Raw genomic sequence first — 20,867 nt, forward strand, 5'->3', positions numbered from 1 at the left:
GCTGTGGACCTCGCAGGCCGTCGCCGGAGTCTCGCCGACGGCCTCGTACCGGCTAGGACGACAGAGCGGGCTGCGCCTCCGGGTGCAGCAGCAGATCCGCGTGGTGGCGGGCCGTCGTCAGCGGGTGGGCCCGCAGCTTGCCCTTCAGCTCGTTGCGGCCGTACTCGGCGAACAGCGGGTTCTCCGGGTCGGCCGTGACGCCCGGCGCGCGCTCCGCGTAGGGGAAGGCCAGCGGGGTGATCCGGGCGTCGAGCCGCGGGTTGTAGAAGAACGGCACCGAGTAGCGCTCCGTCGCCCCGGGCGGTGAGACGACCCGGTGGTTGGTGGCGATCAGATAGCCGTTGGTCGCCACTTCGAGCAGCTCGCCGAGGTTCACGACGAACGCACCCGGCAGCGGCGGCACATCGTGGAAGTTCCCGTCCTCGCGCTGCACTTGGAGCCCGCCCACCTGGTCCTGGAGGAGCAGGGTGAGGAAGCCGTAGTCCTTGTGCGCGCCGACGCCCTGGTCGTCGCCCTCGCCGCTGCTGCCCGGGTAGCGCACCAGCTTGAGGTGCGGGTGGGCGCGCGGCCCGAAGATGTCGTCGTAGAAGTCCTCGGGCGCGCCGATCGAGGCGAGCAGTTCGTGCAGCAGCCGTTCGGCGACCCCGCTGAGCCGCTCGACCCAGGTCAGGGCGGCGGTCCGCAGCTCGGGGAGGGCCTCGGGCCACTGGTTGGGGCCTTCGAGCCACCAGTACGGGGCTTCCCAGGGGCCGGGGATCCGCGCGGGGCGCTCGGCGCCGATGTCGAGCTGGTCGCGCCAGTCGCGCGCGCCGGCGGTGCGCTCGTCGCCGATGCGCGTATAGCCGCGGAAGTGCGGGGAGTTGATGTTGTCGAGGGCGAGCCGGTCGGCCTCGGGCAGCGCGAAGAAGGCGTGCATCGCGGAGGTCAGGGCCCGCGTCTCGGCCTCGGTCACCCCGTGCCCGATCAGCTGGAAGAACCCGACGTCGTGCGCGGCCGAGTGGAGCTGGGCGTGGAGCAGCCGCCGGGCCTGGGGGTCACGGTCTGCGGCGGAGAGGTCGACGATGGGGAGCTGCGAGGAGTACGAGCTGCGAGTCATGGATGCGTCCGCGGGGTCTACGGGTGCCCGGGGCGGCCGCCGAGGGTGGGGCGGGGGCCACGGGTGCCGGTCGGCTTGGGCTCTGAACGAGGGACCCGGTGGGGGCGCTGGTGGTGCCCCGTGAGGGTCAGGCGGAGCGGCGACAGCTCATGGTCGTGACGCGGAGGAGGTCCACGTGGCGACGGCGTACGAGCGTAGGCATGCGACCAGAGTACTGCGGGGCGGGGGGAACGACTGTGGCCCGCGTCACGTTCCGGTGTCCGTGACGCGGGGGTGTTCAAAGGGGCGGCCGTACGCGAAGATCGCCGCCACGCATGTCAAGCGCATGCCAATGCTCCCGTCGCAGCATCCCATCGCAGGAGGATGTCCATGAGTCGCCGCCCGTCCCGCGGCCCGATCGCCACGGCCACCGCCGCCGTGGCCCTCGCCACCGCCGCGCTGCTCCCCGCCGCCGGCGCCACGGCCTCCCCGCTGCCCGCCGCCGCCCCGCTCCCCCAGGCCCGCGTCTTCATGGTGAACCCGGTCCAGGCCACGGGCGACCAGTCCCTCACCGACCACAAGGACGCGGCGAGCGACGTCCCCGCCTCCGCGTACGCCACCGTCGCGCTGCGGAACCTCGACACGAGCGGCGGCCTGTCCGGCCGCTGGGCCACGGTGCGGTCCGAGACCGGCAAGCCCGCCACGGTCGCGGGCGCCACCGCGTACGACCGCTCCGACGACGAGTTCGAGCAGGTCATGGCGTACTTCTGGGTCAACGAGTCACAGGAGTACCTCCAGGGGCTCGGCTTCGGCACCGAACTGCCCGGCGCCAACGACCGGGTGCAGCCGGTCCGGCTCAACCAGTGGGGCGCCGACAACTCCTACTTCACCGACAAGAAGGCCGAGATCCGCTTCGGCAAGGGCGGGGTGGACGACGCCGAGGACGCCGAGGTGATCGTGCACGAGTACGGGCACGCCGTGCACCACGCCCAGGTGCCCGGCTTCGGCACGACTCCGGAGTCCGGCGCGATCGGCGAGGCCTTCGGCGACTACCTGGCCGTGGCGGTCGGCACGCACGCGGCCGGGAAGTACGGCTGGCCGGTCAAGGCCGACGCGGCCTGCGTCGCCGACTGGGACGCGACCGGCTACAGCGAGGCGCCGCACTGCCTCCGCCGGATCGACGGCACGAAGACGTACGCGGACCGGGAGGGCGAGGTCCACGCCGACGGCGAGATCTGGTCCCGGGCGCTCCTCGACATCCGCACCTCGCTCGGCGCCCGGACCGCCGACCGGATCATCGTGAACGCCCAGTTCGGCTTCGACCCCGACACCAGCTTCCAGGACGCCGCCCTGACGACGATCGCGACCGCGGAGAAGATGTACGGGACGGGCGCGGCGACGGCCGTACGGGACGCCTTCCGCGCCCGCGAGATCCCGGGCGTCTGACCGGGTGCCGGCCCGGCCCCCTGGCCGGGTGGGGGCCGTGTCAGGCGTCCAGTGCCTCGTCGATCAGGCGGGCCCACTGGGCGACCACACGGTCCCTGCGGGCGCGGTCGTCCGTCAGGAGGGTCGCCAGGCCCAGGCCGCGGGCCATGTCCAGGAGGCCCTGGACGGTCTCGCGGACGCCGGGGCGGGACTCGTCCGCGCCGAGCACCTCGACGGCGATGCGGTGCGACTCGCGGCCGACCCGGGCCTCCAGCTCCGTCACGCGCGTGCGGAGCTGCTCCTCGCCCGACGCGGCGACCCACAGGTGGAGCGCGGCCCGGAAGAGCGGCCCGGTGAACAGGTCGACGAGGGCGGCGACGGCCTCGTGGCGGTCGCGGGACGGGAGGGTCCGCAGCGCCTGGGACCGCTCCTCCGCCACGTACTCGACGGCGGCCGTGAACAGGTCCTCGCGGGTGGGGAAGTGGTGCTGGGCGGCGCCCCGGGAGACGCCTGCCCGTTCCGCGACGACGGCGACCGTGGAGCCCGCCCAGCCGTGTTCGGCCAGGCAGGACACGGCCGCCTCCAGGAGCCGCTGCCGGGTGGCGCGGCTCCTGTCCTGCTTGGGGTTCCGGTCCGGCTTGGGTGCGGTCAAAGCCGCCATGCGGGGTCCCGTCGTTCGAGGAAGGCCGTCATCCCCTCGCGCGCCTCGGCGGAGGCGAAGAGCGTGGCCGACCTCTGCACCAGGTCCTCCGCGTCACGTTCGAAGGTCTCCAGGACTCTAGCGGTGACCAGCCGCTTCGCCTCGCGCAGGCCCTGCGGGGAGGCCGCGCGGAGGGAGTCGAGGATGCCGGGCAGAGCGTCGTCCCGGTCCGTCACGAGGCCCATCGCGATCGCCTCCGGCACCCCGAACCGCTCGCCCGTCAGGTAGTGGCGGGCCGCCGCGCGCGGCTCCAGCTTCGGAAGGAGGGTGAGGGAGATGACGGCGGGCGCGACCCCGATCCGTACCTCCGTGAGCGCGAAGTCCGCCGCCTCCCCGGCCACCACGATGTCACCGGCGCCGAGCAGCCCGAGGCCGCCGGCCCGTACGTGCCCGGTGGCGTGCGCGACGACCGGTTTCGGCAGCTCGACGATCTGCCGGAGCAGGTCCACGAAGGCGTACGGGCTCGGCGGCGCCTTCAGGTCGGCGCCCGCGCTGAACGTGCCGCCGGTGTGGGTGAGCACCACCGCCCGGACCGCGGGGTCCTTGCCGCAGGCGGTGAGCGCGTCGGCGAGCTCGGTGACGAGCGCGGCGGAGAGCGCGTTGCGGGTGGCCGGGGAGTCGAGGGCGAGGGTGGTGATCCCCCGCTCCTCGGTGACGGCGACCAGGGTCATGTGCGGTCCCTCGACTCTCGTTCACGGAGCTCCCGTTCCCGGACCTCGCGGTCCCGGTCCCGGAGCTCTCGGCGGAGGATCTTCCCGGACGCTGCCCGCGGCACGGCCTCGATGAACTCGACGTCACGGACCTTCTTGTACGGGGAGACCCGGGCGGCGACGTGCGCCATGACGTCCTCGGCGGTGAGGTCGGGCGCGGCGGCCTGGCGTACGACGTAGGCCTTGGGTATCTCGGTGCCGTCGGCGTCGGTGACGCCGATGACGGCGGCGTCGGCGATGCCCTCGTGGGTGAGGAGCAGGGCCTCGAGTTCGGCGGGGGCGACCTGGAAGCCCTTGTACTTGATGAGTTCCTTGACGCGGTCGACGACGTACAGCCAGCCGTCGTCGTCGACCCGGCCGATGTCGCCGGTGTGCACCCAGCCCTCGGCGTCGATCATGGCGGCGGTGGCGTCGGGCCGCCCGAGGTAGCCCTTCATGACCTGCGGCCCCCGGATGGCGACCTCACCCTCCTCGCCGGGCGCCGCGTCCTTCGACGGGTCGTCGAGGGACAGGATCCGCATCTCGGTGGAGGGCAGCAGCCTGCCGACGGTGCCGGGCGGCGGGTTCTCGGCGGCGAGCGGGACGACGTGGGTGCCCGGGGACAGCTCCGTCATGCCGTACGCCTGGAGGACCGGCGGCAGCCCGAGCCGCGCCGAACAGGCCTGGGCGAGGGCCGCGTCGAGCGGGGCGGCGGCGCTGACGATGTACTCCAGGGAGGACAGGTCGTAGTCGGCGACGGCCGGGTGCTTGGCGAGGGCGAGCACGATCGGCGGGGCGACGTAGAGGCCGTTGATGCGGTGCTTCTGGATGGCGCCGAGGAAGGTGTCGAGCTCGAAGCGGGGCAGCACGACGACGGTGGCGCCCTGCCGGAGGGGCGCGTTCATGAGAGCCGTGAGGCCGTAGATGTGAAAGAACGGCAGGATGGCCAGGATCCGGTCACCCGGGCCCATCGGCATGACCGGCTCCAGCTGGGCGAGGTTCGTCGCGATCGAGGCGTGGGTGAGCATCACGCCCTTGGGGACGCCGGTGGTGCCGGAGGAGTACGGGAGCGCGGCGACGTCCTCGTCGGGGTCGATGTCGATCTCGGGCACGGCGCCGGTGGACCCGAGGAAGGCCTGCAGCGACCGGACACCCTCCCCCTCGGGGCCTTGCGGCGCCTGGTCGCAGACGAATATCTCCCGCACCCCGCCCGCGAGTTCGGCCGCCGCGCGGGCGGAGGGGAGCAGCGGGGAGACGGTGACGATCCAGCGGGCGGAGGAGTCGCGGAGCTGCTTGGCGAACTCCTCGGGGGTGGACAGCGGATGCACGGTGGTGACGGAGGCACCCGCGCGCGTGGCGGCGTAGAAGGCGACGGGGAAGAGCACGGTGTTGGGGCTGTGCAGGGCGAGCACGTCCCCCTTCCGTACCCCGGCCTCGGCGAGCCCGGCGGCCACCCGCCGGTGGAAGGCGTCGATCTGCCCGTACGTGAGGGTGAACTCCCCTGCCCCGTCGACCAGTGCGGGGGTGTCGCCCCGCTCTGCCGCGTGGCCGAGCACCGCGTCGTGGATCGGCAGGGAGACGGTCGGAACGGCCTCGTACTCGCTGTGGAACACCATGCAAGCCCCCTGGAGAGGTGGGAGAAGAGGTGGAAGGTGGTCGCCAGGATCGCGCGTGGGGGTACGACTTGGGGAGACCTTGTCAGCACTCCGGCGAAACAATCAAGCACGCATGCATGATTCTCGGGAAGGACGACGCCCCACCGGACGACTCCAGGAAGAACAAGCCGCGGGCCCGGCGCTTCACCGCGCCGCCGGGCTACCGCGCCGCGCCGGTCAGTACGACTTGGGCAGCCCCAGCGTCTGGTGCGACACGTAGTTGAGGATCATCTCCCGGCTGACCGGGGCGATCCGCGCCACCCGCGCCGCCGTGATCAGCCGGGCCAGGCCGAACTCCCTGGTGAGGCCGTTGCCGCCGAGGGTGTGGACCGCCTGGTCGACGGCCTTCACACAGGCCTCCGCCGCCGCGTACTTCGCCATGTTGGCGGCCTCGCCCGCACCCATGTCGTCACCCGCGTCGTAGAGGTGCGCGGCCTTCGCCATCATCAGCCGGGCCAGTTCCAGCTCGATGTGCGCCTGGGCGAGCGGATGCGCGATGGCCTGGTGGGCGCCGATCGGGGCCTTCCAGACCTGCCGCTCCTTCGCGTACTTCACGGCCTGCGCGAGCGCGTACCGGCCCATGCCGATCGCGAACGCGGCCGTCATGATCCGCTCCGGGTTGAGCCCCGCGAAGAGCTGGAGCAGCCCCGCGTCCTCGTCACCGACGAGCGCGTCGGCCGGCAGGTGCACCTCATCGAGCGTCAGCTCGAACTGCTTCTCGTTCGCGTCGAGTTCCATCTCGATGTGCCGCCGCTGGAAGCCGGGGGCGTCGCGCGGGACGATGAAGAGACAAGGCTTGAGACTGCCCGTGCGGGCGTCCGACGTACGGCCCACGATCAGGGTCGCGTCGGCGATGTCGACACCCGACACGAACACCTTCCGCCCGTTGAGGACCCAGCCCTCCTCCGTACGGGTCGCGGTCGTCGTGATGCGGTGCGAGTTCGAGCCCGCGTCGGGCTCCGTGATGCCGAACGCCATCGTCCGCGAGCCGTCCGCCAGACCCGGCAGCCAGGCCCGCTTCTGCTCCTCCGTACCGAAGCGGGCGATGACCGTGCCGCAGATCGCGGGCGAGACGACCATCATCAGGAGCGGCGCACCGGCCGCACCGGCCTCCTCCAGGACGACGGACAGCTCGGCCATGCCGCCGCCCCCGCCGCCGTACTCCTCGGGCAGGTTCACCCCCAGATAGCCGAGCTTGCCGGCCTCCGCCCACAGGGCGGCCCGGTCGAAGCCGGGACCGTGCCGGTGGCCGAGCGCGGAGACGGCGGCGCGGAGCGCGGTGAGCTCTTCGCTTTCGATCATGGTGCTCATGCGGTCTGGTCCTCCTGTGCTGCTTCGGTCGTGGCGTCGTCGGAGACGACGGCGAGCAGGGCACCTACCTCGACCTGGCGGCCGGGGGCGGCGTGGAGCGCGGTGAGCGTGCCGGAGGCGGGGGCGATGACGCGGTGCTCCATCTTCATGGCCTCCAGCCAGAGGAGCGGCTGCCCGGCGGTGACGCGGTCGCCGACGGCGAGACCGTCGGCGACCCGGACGACGGTGCCGGGCATGGGCGCGAGCAGGGAGCCGGGGGCCGTCTGCTCGCGGGGGTCGGTGAAGCGGGGGCGGACGGTGAGCCGGTACGGACCGGCGTGCACGAAGCCGTCCCCGTACGCCGCCACGTCGAAGTCCCGTACGACACCGGCGACTTCGAGCCTGACGCGATCGGCTGCCGCCGACACGACCCGGACGCCCTCCGGGGCCGTGACCTCGTACCCGCCGTCCCGCGTCGGCCGGTACCGGACCTCGTGATCCCCGTACGTCCGCGTCTCGTCCTGCGAGCGCAGGTTCCGCCAACCACCCCCAAAACGACCCCTGTTGGCGGCCGCCTCGGCGAGGGCGGCGGCGACGGCCGCATACGCCTCACCGGCCCGGGGCCCCGTCAGCGCGGCGAGGTTCCGGTCGTAGAAGCCGGTGTCCAGCAGCCCCGGGTCCCCGAACTCCGGGTGGCGGAGGGAGGCGACCAGGAGGTCCCGGTTGGTGACCGGACCGTGGATCCGGGCCCGGTCCAGGGCATGGGCGAGCTTGCGGACCGCCTCCGCGCGGGTGGGGGCGTGGACGATCACCTTGGCGAGCATCGGGTCGTAGTGGACTCCGATCGCGTCCCCGGAGACGTACCCGGTGTCGAGGCGGACGGTCCGGCCCTCCCCGGGCCTCCGGCTCTGCCCGCCCCTCCGGCCCTCCCCGGCCCTCCGGCTCTCCCCGGGCAGCTCGAAGAGGTGCAGGACGCCCGTCTGGGGAGCCCACGCGCGCGCCGGTTCCTCCGCGTACAGGCGCGCCTCGATCGCGTGGCCGCGCGGGGCCGGGGGCTCCGGCGGCAGGGCGCGGCCCTCGGCGACGGCGAGCTGGAGGGCGACGAGATCGACCCCGAACACCTCCTCCGTCACCGGGTGTTCGACCTGGAGGCGGGTGTTCATCTCCAGGAAGTGCGCCCTGGGGGTCCCCCCTGCTCGAGCGAGGCCGAGAGCTTGGGGGACGTCCGCCACCAGGAACTCGACCGTGCCCGCGCCGACGTAGCCGACGGCCTTCGCCGCCCGGACGGCCGTGTCCAGGAGGGATGCTTCGAGCGCGGCGGGCAGACCGGGCGCCGGCGCCTCCTCGACGACCTTCTGGTGGCGCCGCTGGAGGGAACAGTCACGGGTGCCGAGCGCCCAGGCCGTGCCGTGGGTGTCGCAGAGGAGCTGGACCTCGACGTGCCGCCCGTTCTCGACGTACGGCTCGACGAACACCTCGCCGTCGCCGAAGGAGCTGAGCGCCTCTGCCGAAGCGGCGGCCAACTCCCCCGCAAGCTGGTCGAGTTCACGTACGATCCGCATGCCCCGGCCGCCGCCGCCCGCCGCCGCCTTCACCAGGACGGGCAGGTCGGCCTCGGTCACATCCGTCAGGGGCGCGATGCCGAGGAGTTCCTTCGCCCGGGTCTTCGAGGCCATCGCCTCGATCGCCTCCGGCGGCGGACCGATCCAGACCAGCCCTGCGTCGATCACCTGCCGGGCGAAGTCGGCGTTCTCGGAGAGGAAGCCGTAGCCGGGGTGGACGGCGTCCGCGCCCGCGGCGAGCGCCGCCCTCACCACCAGGTCGCCGCGCAGGTACGTCTCCGAGGGCGCCGCCCCCGGCAGCCGTACCGCCGTGTCCGCCTCCCGTACGTGCAGGGCGTCGGCGTCCGCGTCGGAGTACACGGCGACGGTGGACATGCCCAGCTCACGGCAGGTGCGGAAGACCCGGCAGGCGATCTCGCCCCGGTTCGCGACGAGCACGGAGGTGATCAACGAGGTCGTCGGGGTCGTCGAGGTCATCGGGGTCGTCGAGGTCATCGGGAGGGGCCTCACATTCGGAAGACGCCGAAGCCGCCGCGCGCGCCCTCGACCGGTGCCGTGTGGATCGCGGAGAGGCACAGCCCGAGGACCGTGCGGGTGTCGCGGGGGTCGATGACCCCGTCGTCGTAGAGCCGGCCGGAGAGGAACATCGGCAGCGACTCGGACTCGATCTGCGCCTCGACGAGCGCCCGGAGACCGGCGTCGGCCTCCTCGTCGTACGGCTGCCCCTTCGCGACAGCGCTCGCCCGGGCCACGATGGAGAGGACACCGGCGAGCTGCTGCGGACCCATGACCGCGGACTTGGCGCTCGGCCAGGCGAAGAGGAAGCGCGGGTCGTACGCCCGGCCGCACATGCCGTAGTGCCCGGCGCCGTAACTCGCCCCCATGAGGACGGACAGATGGGGGACTCGGGAGTTCGACACGGCGTTGATCATCATCGCGCCGTGCTTGATGATGCCGCCCTGCTCGTACTCCTTGCCGACCATGTAGCCGGTGGTGTTGTGGAGGAAGACAAGCGGGATGTCGCGCTGGTTGGCGAGCTGGATGAACTGCGCCGCCTTCTGCGACTCCGGGCCGAAGAGGACACCCTGCGCGTTGGCGAGGACGCCGACCGGGTACCCGTGCAGGCTCGCCCAGCCGGTGACCAGACTCGGCCCGTACAGCGGCTTGAACTCGTCGAAGTCCGAGCCGTCGACGATCCGGGCGATCACCTCGCGCGGATCGAACGGCGTCTTGAGGTCCCCGGGCACGATCCCGAGCAGCTCGTCCTCGTCGTACTTCGGGGGCTCGGCGACGGTGACCGGATCGGGCTGGGCCTTGCGGTGGTTCAGACGGGCCACGATCCGGCGGGCCTGACGGAGCGCGTCGGCCTCGTCGACGGCGTAGTGGTCGGCGAGCCCGGACGTCCGCGCGTGCATCTCGGCACCGCCGAGGGACTCGTCGTCGCTCTCCTCCCCCGTCGCCATCTTCACCAGCGGCGGACCGCCGAGGAACACCTTCGACCGCTCCTTGATCATCACGGCGTGGTCGGACATGCCGGGGACGTACGCGCCACCGGCCGTCGAGTTGCCGAAGACGACCGCGACCGTGGGGATGCCGGCGGCGGAGAGCCGGGTGAGATCGCGGAAGAGCGCCCCGCCGGGGATGAAGATCTCCTTCTGCGAGGGGAGGTCGGCACCGCCGGACTCGACGAGCGAGATCACGGGCAGACGGTTGGCGAACGCGATCTCGTTGGCCCGCAGGGCCTTCTTCAGCGTCCAGGGGTTGGAGGCGCCGCCGCGCACGGTCGGGTCGTTGGCGGTGATCAGACACTCGACGCCCTCGACGACCCCGATGCCGGTGATCAGGGAGGCGCCGACCGCGTAGTCGCTGCCCCAGGCGGCGAGCGGCGACAGCTCCAGGAAGGGCGAGTCCGGGTCCACGAGCAGCTCGATCCGCTCTCGGGCGAGCATCTTGCCCCGCTTGCGATGCCGTGCGACGTACTTCTCGCCGCCGCCCGCGAGGGCCTTGGCGTGCTCGGCGTCGAGGGCGGTGAGCTTGTCGAGCATGGCGGCGCGGTGGGCCCGGTAGTCGGATCCGCCGGTGTCGAGGGCGGAGGCGAGGACGGTCACAGGAGTACCTCCGGGATGTCTGTCGCGCGGGAGCGGAGCCACTCGCCGAGGGCCTTGGCCTGGGGGTCGAATCGGGCCTGGGAGGCGACGCCCTCGCCGAGGATCCCGGCGACGGTGAAGTTCAGGGCACGGAGGTTCGGCAGGACGTGCCGGGTGACGTCCAGGCCGGCGGTCTCCGGGAGGAGTTCCTTGAGCCGGGCGACGGTGAGGGTGTGGGCGAGCCACCGCCACTCCTCGTCCGTCCGGACCCAGACGCCGATGTTCGCGTCGCCGCCCTTGTCGCCGCTGCGGGCGCCGGCGAGACGGCCGAGCGGTGCCCTCAAGACCCGGCCACGCGCGGCCGGCGGCTCGGGGAGCGACGGCTCGGGGACCGGCTCCAGTTCCCTGGTCTCCGCCGGTACGGGGACGGGGACGCGGGTCCCGTCCGGGAGCACGGCCGTGTGGGGAACGTCGGCGGCCGGTACGTAGGCGCTCTCGAAGACCCCGTAGGGGGCGCCCTTCCCGGGCGGCGCGGTGACATGGAAGCCGGGGTAGCTGGCGAGGGCGAGTTCGATGGCGGCGCCGGTGAGGGCGCGGCCGACGGCCTCGGGGGCCGGATCGCGGACGACGAGCCGGAGGAGGGCGCTGGCGGTCTCCTCGGTGTCGGCGTCGGGCCGGTCGGTACGGACGAGCTCCCAACGGACCTCGCGGGGGCGGCTGTCGGCGAGAGCGTCCTCGACCTGCCCCCGCACCAGTGCGGCCTTCTCCTCGATGTCGAGGCCGGTCAGGACGAACACGACCTCGTTGCGGAAGCCACCGAGCCGGCTGAGCCCGACCTTGAGCGTCGGGGGCGGCGCCTCGCCCCGTACACCGTCGATCCGGACCCGGTCGGGGCCCTCCTGGGTGAGCCGGACGGTGTCGAGGCGGGCGGTGACGTCGGGCCCGGGGTAGCGGGCGCCGGCCGTCTCGTACAGCAGCTGGGCCGTGACCGTACCGACGTCGACGAGGCCGCCGGTGCCGGGGTGCTTGGTGATGACGGCGCTGCCGTCCTCGTGGAGCTCGGCGAGCGGGAAGCCGGGGCGGCGGAAGAGCGCCGGGTCGTGCTCACGGAAGAAGGCGTAGTTGCCGCCGGTGGCCTGGGTGCCGCACTCGAGGACGTGCCCGGCGACGACCGCGCCCGCGAGCCTGTCGTACTCCTCGGGCCCCCAGCCGAAGTGCCACTGCGCGGGCCCGGTGACGAGGGCGGCGTCGGTGACCCGGCCGGTGACGACGACGTCCGCGCCGGCGGCGAGGCAGGCGGCGATCCCCGCACCGCCGAGATAGGCGTTGGCGGCCAGCGCGCCGTCGACGGCCGGGAGCCGGTCACCCTCCACGTGCGCGACACGCGTGGGCAGACCGAGCTTGGCGGCGAGGACGCGCAGGGCGTCGGCGAGACCGGCGGGGTTGAGACCGCCGGCGTTGGTGACGATCCGGACCCCCCGGTCATGGGCGAGCCCGAGGCCCTCCTCCATCTGGCGCAGGAAGGTCTTGGCGTATCCGGAGGCCGGGTCCTTGAGCTGGTCGCGGCCGAGGATGAGCATGGTGAGCTCGGCGAGGTAGTCGCCGGTGAGGACGTCGACGGGGCCCTCGGGCCCGCCGCCGGTGAGCATCTCGCGGACGGCGTCGAAACGGTCGCCGTAGAAACCGGAGGCGTTGCCGATACGGAGCACCATCACCGGGCCCCTTCGGCGGGCCGGCCCGGACCCGCCGGGCCGGCGAAGGCCTGGGCGATGGTGAGCCAGTGCGCGGCGTCGGGGCCGACGGCGACGAGGGAGGTGTCGTCCCGGTGGACGCGCTGGGTGACGAGGAGACAGAACTCGAGGGCGGACCCGGTCACGGTCTGGTCGGCGTCCTCGGGCCCGTAGACCCACAACTCACCACTCGGGGATACGAGTTCCACGCGGATGGGCGCGGCGGGAACGGGCAGGCCCCGGACCAGGTAGGCGTAGTCGCGGGCGCGGTGACCGATCCAGGCGACGTGCCGGATGCGGTCGGTCGGCGCGCGGACGACTCCGAGGGCATCGGCGACGTCCTGACCGTGCGCCCAGGTCTCCATGAGCCGGGCGGTGGCCATGGCGGGGGCGCTCATGGGCGGCCCGTACCAGGGGAACCGCGCACCGGCGGGAACGGCCCGAAGGGCCGCCTGGAGCAGCTCGCGCCCCGCGCGCCAGTGGGCGAGCAGCTCGGCGGGCGGCAGTTTCGCCCCTTCCTCGGCACCGTCGTCGACGAAACGCTCGGGGGCGGCGAGGGCCTTGGCGGTCTCGGCGGCGAAGCCGTCGGGGTCGGTGGCGGCGAGGAGCGCGGCACGGTCGGTCCAGGCGAGGTGCGCGACCTGATGGGCGATGGTCCAGCCGGGGGCGGGGGTGGGGGTGGCCCACTGCGCCTCGGTCAACTCGCCGACGAGGCGGTCGAGTTCGTCACTCTCGTCGCGCAGGTCGTCGAGGACGACGACGGGGTCGGACACGGTGCGCTCCCCTCGGGGACGGGCGTTCACGGGCCTTCGCGAGGAGCATGGCAGCGGAGAAAGAAACAATCAAGCGTGCTTGCTTTAGTTCGGGAAGGCCGGGGGGTCGGAAGTCTGGATGCCGACCCCCGCCCGCCGGCCGGCGGGACTAGGCGGCGACCCGCCGGGGCCGGGGCACGAGTTCGCCCCCGCAGTTCGGACAGACGTCGCTCATCGCGTCGGCGCACGGCACGCAGAAACTGCACTCGTACGAACAGATCCGCGCGGGCCCGTCCACCACCAGCACGGCCACCTCGCACCGCTCACACAGCTCACGCATCTCCAGAGCCACGATCGACTCCCCCTCCTCGTACGTCGAACAACACAACGCCCCCATCGTCAGGGCGATCCCAGAGCCCCGGAAACAGCCCGGGGGTCAATGATCAACAGGATCGGGTCACGGGGAGGGGGTGAGGTCTCCGGGGTGGGCCGACTGTGGGGGTGCGGGTGCGGCCGCCCTCTTTCCGAGTGTGGCGGCCTCCACCACCGCGTCAAGGGCGCTCCCTTCGGTCGCGTCGCTGCGCGATGGGCTGCGCCCACCCTTGACCCGGCGGCGGAGGCCGCCTTTTCACACTCGGAGGGCGGCCGAGGGCCGGGGCCACGCAGGGGCCACGGGGGTGGTTGCGCGCCGAGGGCGCCGGTCGGGCCGGTGGGCGGGGCGAGGCCGGGCATCGGTGGGGCGTGATTTGGCTGTGTGCCTGGGTGGGTGGGGGCTTGGTTCGTAGCTCGGGCCGGTGGGTGAAGTCCGGCCGGTTCGGCGTGCGCGGTTGTTGAATGGGGCGGCCCGGCTTGGCTTGGCGGGTTGCGGCCGGCGGTTGGTTGGGATTCAGGCCCCGCTGGTCCGTGTTCGTGGGTGGTGGGAGCGGTCGGCGTGAGTTTCTTGCAGTTTCACAGTCCGATTGGGGCGATTCGTACCCTTTGGGGAGTATGGCGGGGCCTGTTACTTCGAGAAATGCAGAGTTACTCACGCCCCACCCACCAGGAGTGACCAGCGGGGCCTGAAGCCCCGCTCCGATCGGCATTCCGCCGCTAGGCCGGAGCCCAACCGCCCCATTCAACAACCGCGCACCCCGACCGACGGGAACGCGCCCACCGGACCCCCGTCACGAACCCAGCCCCCACCCACCGGCCGGCACACGCACGCGGCGAGCGGCCGCTGCCCGAAGCCCGGCGGTGACCCCGCCCCCTGGACCGCCCTCCGAGAGTGTTTTCGCTCCTGGAGGTGGTGGGTCAAGGGTGGCCGAAGGCCATCGCGCAGCGACGCGACGAAGGAGCGCCCTTGACGCGCCGCCGGAAGGAGCGACTCTCGGAAAGAGGGCGGTCCCACCCGCACCAAGGAAGTCGGCCCACCCCAAGGACCCCAAGACCCCCCTCAGTGCCGCACCAAGCAAAACGGATGCCCCGCCGGATCCGCATAGACGCGCCAGCCTCGGTCGCCCTCTCCCGCGTCCAGGAGCCTCGCGCCCCGCGCCAGGACCTCTGCCTCGGCCTCATCCAAGTCCCGTACCTCGAAGTCGAGGTGCGACTGCTGCGGCCGCTCGGCGGTCGGCCACGTCGGTGGGCGGTAGTCCGCGACCCCCTGGAAGCAGACGACCAGCCCTCCCGGGGTGTGCAGGGTGGACCAGTCCTCGTCCAGCGACCATCGGCCGTCCGGCCGGTCCACCTCCCCACCCAGCACCGCGCGGTAGAACTCGGCGAGTTCCGCGGGAGCCGGGCAGTCGATGACCAGGCACTGCAGTTCAGCGATCATGCGCGGATCCTAGGCACGCCCGACCTGCCCCTCCGACCTGCCCCTCCGACCTACCCCTCCGCCCTACCCCGCTCCCTCGCCGCCGCCCGTACCTGCGTCCGTACCGCTCCCATGCTCGCCGCGATCACCAGAGCGATCGCGAGCGCGTCCGTCAGCGACAACGCCTGGCTGAGGATGAGGAATCCTGCCGTCGCCGCGATCGCCGGTTCCAGGCTCATCAGGATCGCGAACGTGGGCGCGGGCAGGCGGCGCAGAGCGAGCAGTTCCAGCGTGTACGGCAGGACGGACGACATCAGCGCGACCGCGAGCCCCAGGCCGATCGTCGACGGTACGAGCAGCTTCTCCCCCGCCTCCGCGATGCCCAGCGGCAGGCTGAGCACGGCACCGAAGGCCATCGCGAGCGCGAGCCCGTCCGCCTGCGGGAAGCGGCGGCCCGTACGGGCGCTGAACACGATGTACGTGGCCCACATCGCGCCCGCCGCGAGCGCGAAGGCCGCGCCCAACGGGTCGAGGCGGTCGAAGCCGCCACCGCTGAGCAGGACGACACCCCCGAGGGCGAGTCCCGCCCAGAGCAGGTTCATCAGCCGGCGGGAGGCGACCACCGAGAGGATCAGCGGGCCGAGGACCTCCAGGGTCACCGCGGCGCCCAGCGGGATCCGGTCGGCCGCCTGGTAGAAGAGGATGTTCATCCCCGCCATCGCCGCGCCGAAGGCGACGATCGTGCCCCAGTCCGCCCGGCCGTAGCCGCGGACCTTCGGGCGGCAGACGATCAGCAGGACTGCGGCGGCGAGTACGAGCCTGAGGGTGACGACGCCGAGGGCGCCGGCCCGGGGCATGAGAAGGACGGCGAGCGCCGAGCCGAACTGCACGGAGAGTCCACCCGTGACGACGAGCGCGACCGGCCCGAAACGGTGGCCCGCGAGCCCCTTCGGCCCGCGCCCGTCCCGGCCCGGAGAAACCCCGCCCCGCGCCCCGTCGACAGGGGCAGCCGGCGAGCCGGGGCCGACCGCGGTCCCCGCCGGGCCCGCCTCCTTGACCGGACTGATGTCCACCGACCACTCCTCAAGTGTTCACTGCATTGAACTTCCAGTCCAGAATAATGCACCACCGGTTCCGCTGTCACCGGAGTTCCCCTCTCACGCTACGAGCCCCCGCGCGGCGCCGGAAATGCCGATTGCGCTGCGGTTATGCTCCGGACGCATGAGCATCGAGCTACGCCACCTCCGCTGCTTCCTCGCCATCGCCGAGGAATCCAGCCTCACCAGGGCGGCCGCCCGGCTCCACCTCACCCAACCCGCCGTCTCCCGCACGCTCGCCGCCCTGGAACAGCACCTCGGGGCCCGCCTCGTCGACCGCTCCACGCACCACCTCGCCCTCACGGCCGAGGGCCGCGCCTTCCAGGACCGGGCCGCCGCCGCCCTCGCCGCGTTCGAGGCGGCCGTCGACCCGGCGAGGCTCCGCCACCGGCCGCTGCGGCTCGGACACGCCTGGTCGGCCTTCGGCCCGTACACCACGCCCCTGCTCCGCCGCTGGCAGCGCGAACACCCCGAGACCCCGCTCGAACTCCTCCGCATCGACGACCGCACGGCCGGCCTGACCAGGGGGGAGGTGGACGCGGCGCTGCTGCGGGGGCCGGTCGACGCGCCGGGCCTCGCCACGGAGGAGCTCACGACGGAGGAACGCGTCGCGGCCGTACCGGCCGACAGCCCGCTCGCGGAACAGCCGCGACTCGGCCTGGACGACCTGGCGGGCGGAACCGTCGTGCTCAACACGGTCTCCGGTACGACGACCCTCACGCTCTGGCCGACGGCGGCGCGCCCGGCGGCGACGGTCACGGTGGCCAACACCGACGACTGGCTGACGGCGATCGCAGCGGGCAGGGGCGTCGGCGTCTCGTCCGCGTCGACGGCGGCGCTGCACCCGCACCCGGGAGTCACGTACCGCCCGCTGCCGGACGCCCCGCCGCTCGCGGTGGTCCTGGCCTGGCGGGACGCGTTCCCGCACCCGGCGACGGAGGCGCTGTTGGCGATGGCACGGGAGATCGTCAGCGGGGACTGAGAGTGACGGGGGAGACGGACCTCGGATCGTGGCCGCCCGAAGGGCGAACGGGCGCCTCAGAGGCCCGCGTCCAGCGCCTCCGCCAGTACCTCCGCCAGGTGTCTCGCCCTCGTGCCCGTCAGGTCGGCGATCTGTGTCCTGCACGAGAAGCCGTCCGCCAGGACCGCGGCCCCCGGGGCCGCGCCCCGCAGCGCCGGCAGCAGCTGGTCCTCCGCGCACGTCACCGAGACCTCGTAGTGGCCCGGCTCGAAGCCGAAGTTGCCCGCGAGGCCGCAGCAGCCGCCCGACAGAGCCCCCGTCAGCCCCGCGCGTTCACGCAGGCGGCGGTCCGCCGCGTCGCCCAGCACCGCGTGCTGGTGGCAGTGCGTCTGGCCCACGACCGGGCCGTCCAGGCGCGGCGGCTCCCAGTCCGGCGCCAGCGTCTCCACCGCCTCCGCGAACGTCCGTACCGACGCCGCCAGGCGGGCCGCCCTCGGGTCGTCCGGCAGCAGCTCCGGCAGGTCGGTGCGGAGGGTCGCCGCGCAGGAGGGTTCCAGGACCACGACGGGCGCACCGGCCCCGGCGTCCCGCCCCTCCATCGCGTCCAGCGTCCTCCGCATCACCCTCCGCGCCGCCCCCAACTGCCCCGTCGACACGTACGTGAGGCCGCAGCAGACCCGGCCGGGCGGCAGGTCCACCCCCAGGCCCGCGTCCTCCAGGACCCGGACCGCCGCCTGTCCCACCTCCGGCGCCAGGTGGTTCATGAAGGTGTCCGGCCACAGTGTGAGGGCCGCCGTGCGGGTCGAGCTCCGCTCGGCGAACCACGACGTGAACGACCTCCCCGCCACCCTCGGCATCGTCCGCTCCGGCGTCACCCCCGCGAGGCGCGCCGCGAACGGCAGCCTCATCCCGGCGTTCAGACCCCGCCCGAACAGGTCCAGCCAGTGCGGCAGCCTGCCCATCGTCCAGTGCGAGCGCGGCCTGCGCAGGAAGCCGAGCGGTCCCGCGTAATGCCGGTCCAGGAACTCCGCCTTGTACGCGGCCATGTCGACGCCCACCGGGCAGTCACTGCGACACCCCTTGCACGACAGGCACAGGTCCAGCGCCTCCCGGACCTCCTCCGAGCGCCAGCCGTCCGTGATCACCTCGCCGAGCGCCATCTCGTGGAGCAGCCGCGCCCGCCCCCGCGTCGAGTGCTTCTCCTCCCCCGTCGCCCGGTACGAGGGACACATCACCCCCGGACCCGAACTCGGCCCCTCCACCCGGCACTTGGCCACCCCGACGCACCGTGCGGCGGCCCTTCCCACCCCCACCACCGGCAGTCCCGCGAACCGCAGCCCCTCGTCGAGCGGGCGCGGTCGCACCAGCATCCCCGGGTTGAGGCCGCCGTCCGGGTCCCACACGTCCTTGACCTCCCCGAACAGGGCGACGAGCTCCTCCCCGTACATCTTCGGCAGCAGCTCGGCCCGCGCCTGCCCGTCGCCGTGCTCCCCGGAGAGCGAGCCGCCGTGCGCGACCACGAGGTCGGCCACCGCCTCCGAGAACCGGCGGAAGTCCCGTACTCCCTTCTCCGTCCACAGATCGAAGTCGATCCGGACGTGGACGCAGCCGTCACCGAAGTGCCCGTACGGAACTCCCCGGAGGCCGAAGTCGGCAAGGAGCGAACGGAATTCGCGGAGGTACGCGCCGAGCCTCGCCGGCGGCACCGCGCAGTCCTCCCACCCCGGCCAGGCCTCTCCGCCTCCCCCGGACCCCGTCCGGGAGGTGCCCCCGGGGGCCCGTGTCGCCGTCCCCGCCGCGTCCTCCCTGATCCGCCACAGCGCCCGCTGCCCTGCCGGGTCCCGCACCACCGTCGCGTCCAGCGCGTCGGCCGCCCGGACCAGCGCCCGGGCGGCGCCCTCCCCGTCGACCTCGCAGAACAGCCACGCCCCACCGCGAGGCAGCCCCGAAGCACCCCGTACGAGATCGGCCGCCATCCCCTCCACGGTCAGCGGCTCGTACGCCAGGAGCCCCGCCGCAGCGTCCGCCGCCGCGCTCTCGTCCACGTACCCCAACACCACGAGCACGGGCTCGGCCGGCAGCGGGACGAGTCGTACCGTCGCCTCCGTCACCACCCCGAGCGTCCCCTCGCTGCCGCAGAAGGAGCGGGCCACGTCCACGCCCCGCTCGGGGAGCAGCGCGTCCAGTGCGTACCCGGAGATGCGGCGCGGCAGACCGGCCGGGTAGCCGGTCCGCAGGAGGGCGAGCCGGCGGTCGACGAGATCGAGGAGTCCGGCGGGCGCACCCTGCCCGTCCTGCCCCAGCGTCAACGACGCACCTCCGTACGTCATCACATCCAGCGAGCGCACGTTGTCCGCCGTGGTCCCCCACGCGACCGAGTGCGCCCCGCACGCGTTGTTGCCGATCATGCCGCCGAGGGTGCAGCGGCTGTGCGTCGACGGATCGGGGCCGAAGGTCAGGCCGTACGGGCGGGCCGCCTCCCGCAGCCGGTCGAGGACGAGCCCCGGCCCGACCACGGCCGTCCGCGCCTCCGGGTCCAGGGAGACGATCCCGCCCATGTGCCGTGTGAGGTCGAGCACGACGCCGGTGCCGGTCGCCTGGCCGCCGATCGAGGTCCCGGCGCCCCGCGCGACGACCGGGGTGGTGCCGTGGGCCCGGCACACCTCCAGGACGGCCGCGATGTCGGCGGCGTCGCGCGGCGCGACCGTACCGGCCGGAACGCGGCGGTAGTTGGAGGCGTCCATGGTCGCCAACGCCCTGGCGGTGACGGAGAAGTCGACGTCTCCGCGCACCGCCGCGCGCAGGTCGGCGGCGAGTCCGGACCCGTGTTCCTGGTGTGTTCCCACAAGCCCAGGATGTCTCAGAGCTCGTCTCATCGGGCGGACATCCGGCGACCGGCCCCTTCCCGACCCGATACTCTCCGCCTCGTGGCTGATATCCAGATTCCCGCTGACATCAAGCCCGCCGACGGCCGTTTCGGCGCGGGCCCCTCCAAGGTGCGTACGGAGGCGCTGGACGCCCTGGCCGCCACCGGCACCTCTCTCCTCGGCACGTCCCACCGCCAGGCTCCGGTCAAGAACCTGGTCGGCGAGGTACGTACCGGCATCCGTGACCTCTTCTCGCTCCCCGAGGGCTACGAGGTGATCCTGGGCAACGGCGGCTCCACCGCCTTCTGGGACGTCGCGACCCACGGTCTCATCGAGCACAAGTCGCAGCACCTCACCTTCGGCGAGTTCTCCTCCAAGTTCGCGAAGGCCGCCAAGCTGGCCCCGTGGCTTGCCGAGCCGACCGTGATCTCCTCCGACCCGGGCACCCACCCGGAGCCGGTGGCCGAGGCGGGCGTCGACGTCTACGCGTACACGCACAACGAGACCTCCACCGGTGTCGCCGCCCCGATCCGGCGCGTCGACGGCGCCGACCCGGGCGCGCTCGTCCTCGTGGACGCGACCTCCGGCGCGGGCGGCCTCCCGGTCGACATCACCGAGACGGACGTCTACTACTTCGCCCCGCAGAAGTCCTTCGCCGCCGAGGGCGGCCTGTGGCTGGCGGCCTTCTCCCCGGCCGCCCTGGAGCGGGCGCAGACGATCCACGACTCCGGCCGGCACATCCCGGAGTTCTTCTCGCTGACGACGGCGATCGACAACTCGCTGAAGAACCAGACGTACAACACCCCGGCGCTCTCGACCCTCTTCCTGCTCAACGAGCAGCTGAAGTGGATCAACGGCCAGGGCGGTCTCGACTGGGCCGTGTCCCGGACGAAGGAGTCCTCGGACGCGCTGTACGGCTGGGCCGAGGAGTCCAAGTACGCCACGCCGTTCGTCGCGGACGCGGCGAAGCGCTCGCAGGTCATCGGCACGATCGACTTCGCGGACGACATCGACGCGGCGGCGGTCGCGAAGGCGCTGCGCGCGAACGGCATCGTCGACACGGAGCCGTACCGCAAGCTGGGCCGCAACCAGCTGCGGGTCGCGATGTTCCCGGCGATCGACCCGTCGGACGTGCGCGCCCTGACGGCCTGCATCGACTACGTGATCGAGAAGCTGTAACGGCAGACA

Annotated in this window: 16 protein-coding genes; 3 read left to right on the forward strand and 13 right to left on the reverse strand. The window is 73.0% G+C overall.

Going from position 1 to position 20,867, the window contains the following annotated elements; all coding sequences use genetic code 11:
- Positions 1-52 precede the first annotated feature (52 nt).
- Positions 53-1,096 carry a 2-oxoglutarate and iron-dependent oxygenase domain-containing protein gene (locus N5875_RS16860; RefSeq protein WP_338494562.1) on the reverse strand — a complete coding sequence of 348 codons (1,044 nt, stop codon included), beginning with the start codon at positions 1,094-1,096 and terminating at the stop codon, positions 53-55.
- A gap of 369 nt (positions 1,097-1,465) precedes the next feature.
- Between N5875_RS16860 and N5875_RS16865 the strand changes: the two genes are divergently transcribed.
- Positions 1,466-2,521 (forward strand): M4 family metallopeptidase, encoded by a 1,056-nt coding sequence (locus N5875_RS16865; protein WP_338494563.1) that lies wholly within the window; start codon positions 1,466-1,468, stop codon positions 2,519-2,521.
- A gap of 40 nt (positions 2,522-2,561) precedes the next feature.
- On the opposite strand, the gene N5875_RS16870 is transcribed toward N5875_RS16865, so the two are convergent.
- The 11 genes from N5875_RS16870 to N5875_RS16920 all read right to left on the reverse strand — a co-directional run bounded on the left by N5875_RS16870 (position 2,562) and on the right by N5875_RS16920 (position 15,827).
- Positions 2,562-3,161 carry a TetR/AcrR family transcriptional regulator gene (locus N5875_RS16870; RefSeq protein ID WP_318212312.1) on the reverse strand — a complete coding sequence of 200 codons (600 nt, stop codon included), beginning with the start codon at positions 3,159-3,161 and terminating at the stop codon, positions 2,562-2,564.
- Positions 3,149-3,871: an enoyl-CoA hydratase family protein gene (locus N5875_RS16875; protein ID WP_338494565.1), complete on the reverse strand. Its 723-nt coding sequence runs from the start codon at positions 3,869-3,871 to the stop codon at positions 3,149-3,151. The genes N5875_RS16870 and N5875_RS16875 overlap by 13 nt, the downstream gene beginning before the upstream one ends.
- Positions 3,868-5,505 (reverse strand): AMP-binding protein, encoded by a 1,638-nt coding sequence (locus N5875_RS16880; RefSeq protein ID WP_338494567.1) that lies wholly within the window; start codon positions 5,503-5,505, stop codon positions 3,868-3,870. Before N5875_RS16880 ends, N5875_RS16875 begins: the two co-directional genes overlap by 4 nt.
- Positions 5,506-5,721: 216 nt before the next feature.
- Positions 5,722-6,855: an acyl-CoA dehydrogenase gene (locus N5875_RS16885; RefSeq protein WP_318212309.1), complete on the reverse strand. Its 1,134-nt coding sequence runs from the start codon at positions 6,853-6,855 to the stop codon at positions 5,722-5,724.
- Positions 6,852-8,846 (reverse strand): biotin carboxylase N-terminal domain-containing protein, encoded by a 1,995-nt coding sequence (locus tag N5875_RS16890; protein WP_338499180.1) that lies wholly within the window; start codon positions 8,844-8,846, stop codon positions 6,852-6,854. The genes N5875_RS16885 and N5875_RS16890 overlap by 4 nt, the downstream gene beginning before the upstream one ends.
- 56 nt (positions 8,847-8,902) lie before the next feature.
- Positions 8,903-10,504, reverse strand: a complete 1,602-nt coding sequence (locus N5875_RS16895) for a carboxyl transferase domain-containing protein (RefSeq protein WP_318212308.1) — start codon at positions 10,502-10,504, stop codon at positions 8,903-8,905.
- Complete coding sequence (locus N5875_RS16900; protein WP_318212307.1) at positions 10,501-12,195, reverse strand: acyclic terpene utilization AtuA family protein; 1,695 nt, start codon at positions 12,193-12,195, stop codon at positions 10,501-10,503. Before N5875_RS16900 ends, N5875_RS16895 begins: the two co-directional genes overlap by 4 nt.
- Positions 12,195-12,986 (reverse strand): TIGR03084 family metal-binding protein, encoded by a 792-nt coding sequence (locus N5875_RS16905; RefSeq protein ID WP_318212306.1) that lies wholly within the window; start codon positions 12,984-12,986, stop codon positions 12,195-12,197. Before N5875_RS16905 ends, N5875_RS16900 begins: the two co-directional genes overlap by 1 nt.
- A 148-nt stretch (positions 12,987-13,134) precedes the next feature.
- On the reverse strand, positions 13,135-13,317 hold the full coding sequence (locus N5875_RS16910) for a DUF1272 domain-containing protein (protein WP_318212305.1): 183 nt from the start codon (positions 13,315-13,317) through the stop codon (positions 13,135-13,137).
- Between the two features lie 1,080 nt (positions 13,318-14,397).
- On the reverse strand, positions 14,398-14,775 hold the full coding sequence (locus N5875_RS16915; protein WP_338494569.1) for a VOC family protein: 378 nt from the start codon (positions 14,773-14,775) through the stop codon (positions 14,398-14,400).
- Between the two features lie 50 nt (positions 14,776-14,825).
- On the reverse strand, positions 14,826-15,827 hold the full coding sequence (locus N5875_RS16920; RefSeq protein WP_318212517.1) for an EamA family transporter: 1,002 nt from the start codon (positions 15,825-15,827) through the stop codon (positions 14,826-14,828).
- 148 nt (positions 15,828-15,975) lie between these two features.
- Between N5875_RS16920 and N5875_RS16925 the strand changes: the two genes are divergently transcribed.
- On the forward strand, positions 15,976-16,833 hold the full coding sequence (locus N5875_RS16925) for a LysR family transcriptional regulator (RefSeq protein WP_338494571.1): 858 nt from the start codon (positions 15,976-15,978) through the stop codon (positions 16,831-16,833).
- Positions 16,834-16,889: 56 nt separating this feature from the next.
- Here N5875_RS16925 and N5875_RS16930 read toward each other — a convergent pair whose 3' ends face one another.
- The gene (locus tag N5875_RS16930) at positions 16,890-19,688 is read right to left on the reverse strand and encodes an FAD-binding and (Fe-S)-binding domain-containing protein (RefSeq protein ID WP_338494573.1); all 2,799 of its coding nucleotides are present in this window, start codon (positions 19,686-19,688) and stop codon (positions 16,890-16,892) included.
- 51 nt (positions 19,689-19,739) lie between these two features.
- Between N5875_RS16930 and serC the strand changes: the two genes are divergently transcribed.
- Complete coding sequence (gene serC, locus N5875_RS16935) at positions 19,740-20,858, forward strand: phosphoserine transaminase (RefSeq protein ID WP_318212520.1); 1,119 nt, start codon at positions 19,740-19,742, stop codon at positions 20,856-20,858.
- Positions 20,859-20,867: the final 9 nt, after the last annotated feature.

Source organism: Streptomyces sp. SJL17-4 (genome assembly GCF_036826855.1).
Lineage (GTDB): Bacteria > Actinomycetota > Actinomycetes > Streptomycetales > Streptomycetaceae > Streptomyces.